This is a genomic window from Halomonas sp. BM-2019, assembly GCF_017584085.1.
Genome location: NZ_CP071922.1, coordinates 788,234 through 790,016, shown reverse-complemented (window position 1 = coordinate 790,016; position 1,783 = coordinate 788,234). Strand labels below are relative to the sequence as shown.

Genomic DNA, 1,783 nt, shown 5'->3' with positions numbered 1-1,783 from the left:
GCCGGCGTGATCAAGCAGCTCGAGGCCCGCCTGCAGGAGGAACCCGAGTTCCTCGCCGCCTATCACGCCAGCCACCGCGACTATGTGGCGACCCGCTGGCGCTGCATGAGCGTGACGCAGAAGGCCGACGTCGTTCGGCTGGGCTACGAGAGCGTGCTCACCGAGCGCGGCATCGGCGGCATCGCCAACTGGGATCAGGTGCGCTGCCTGCACACCCAGTACGCCCACCACCTGTGCGGCGACAACGTCATCGGCCAGTGGATGGACGCCGTGTACGGCGTGGCCGACTGCCTGCCCGGCGGGTCCCGACTCCATACCCCCTGACCTTCACACCCCCTGACAGGAGCCCCCGATGTACCTCGATACCCATGTCGTTGATCAGCGGCGTCGGCATCAAGCTGCTGCGCCAGGCCATGAAGCGCGACGCCGACGCCTCGCGCTGAACCGCGGGTCACGCGACATCCCGTGAAGGGTGCCGACGGGCGCCCTTCGTCGTTCTCGGGCCCGGGCGTGGGAAAGCGCTTGCGATGGACGACGCGCGACGCCAGCATAAGGCCCTGCCGGGAGGCGAAGGCGCCCCTGCCAAGGAGACAAGCATGCCAAGATTCTGCGTCTACCTGGGGTCACGGGATGGCCGTGACGCCCAGTTCCTCGAGGCCGCCCGCCGCCTGGGCGGCGAGCTGGCCCGACGCGGCCACACCCTGGTCTACGGGGGCGCCCGCATCGGCCTGATGGGCGCCCTGGCCGACGCCACCCTGGCCGAGGGCGGCACGGTGATCGGCGTGATGCCGGACCACCTGGTGGAGCGCGAACAGGCCCACCACGGCCTGACCGAGCTGATTCGGGTGCGCAACATGCACGAGCGCAAGGCCAGCATGGCCGCCCACGCCGACGCCTTCATCGTGATGCCGGGGGGCATCGGCACCCTGGAGGAGTTCTTCGAGGCCTGGACCTGGCACTATCTGGGCCTCCACGACAAGCCCATCGGCGTCCTCGACACCGGCGGCTTCTACAGCCCGCTGCTGGCCTTCCTCGACAACACCGTGGAGCAGGGCTTCCTCAACGCACGGACCCGCGCCGAGCTGCTCGACGCCGCCGAGCCGGGCGAGCTGCTGGATATCCTCGAGGCGCGACTTGCCGAGCCGGTCTGACGGCTCGCCCTCGGGTCAGGCGTCGCCGGCCAGCTCGCGGGTGCGCTGGTAGGTCAGCTGCAGCAGGCGGGCGTCCTCGCCGGCGCGGTGTCGATGAATGCCCAGCTCCACCACCAGCGCCTCCTTGGTGGCCTTCCACAGCACCAGTTGCCCCTCGCTGAGCAGCTTGCGAAGCGCCTCCAGCCGGAAGTCCGGCAGCAGGCCGGCGTGGTGGAACAGCAGCGAGAGCCAGGTGTTGTCGTAGCCCCAGCTGTCGCTGTAGCAGATACCGATCTCGCCGAGCTCATCGTTGAGCCAGCGTGCCACCTGATGCACCGGGCAGCCCTCGCGCTCGAGGCGGCCGCGGCTGATGCCGTGCAGCAGCTCGGCCTTGGGGTCCCAGTGGGTCCACTCGGGAAGGGGTTGGATCAGGAAGGCACAGCTGCTGCCGTCGGGACGGGCCAGGCCGACCTCGATGGGGTAGCTGCCGCGCCCGAACCCGGACGCCTCGATATCGAGCAGTGTCGGTAACGTCACGGGGCACGGTTCCTCGAGGCCGGGCGGGGGAAAGGAGGGCCGGCAGCGTGATGGCCGCCGGCCGGGTGCCTCCCTAGTGTCGCGTCTCGGCTTCGCCGCTGTCCAGCGGCTCCCCC

At 70.1% G+C, this 1,783-nt stretch carries 3 protein-coding genes; 2 read left to right on the top strand and 1 reads right to left on the bottom strand.

The annotated features are described in order from the left end of the window. On the top strand, positions 1 to 324 hold a 324-nt coding region (locus tag J5F18_RS04045), incomplete at its 5' end, for a DUF501 domain-containing protein (protein WP_346301047.1). Between the two features lie 272 nt (positions 325 to 596). Next, the gene (locus J5F18_RS04040) at positions 597 to 1,151 is read left to right on the top strand and encodes a TIGR00730 family Rossman fold protein (RefSeq protein ID WP_346301046.1); all 555 of its coding nucleotides are present in this window, start codon (positions 597 to 599) and stop codon (positions 1,149 to 1,151) included. A gap of 15 nt (positions 1,152 to 1,166) precedes the next feature. Here the strand turns inward: J5F18_RS04040 and J5F18_RS04035 are convergent, their stop codons facing one another. Next, positions 1,167 to 1,667 carry a hypothetical protein gene (locus J5F18_RS04035; RefSeq protein ID WP_346301045.1) on the bottom strand — a complete coding sequence of 167 codons (501 nt, stop codon included), beginning with the start codon at positions 1,665 to 1,667 and terminating at the stop codon, positions 1,167 to 1,169. Positions 1,668 to 1,783: the final 116 nt, after the last annotated feature.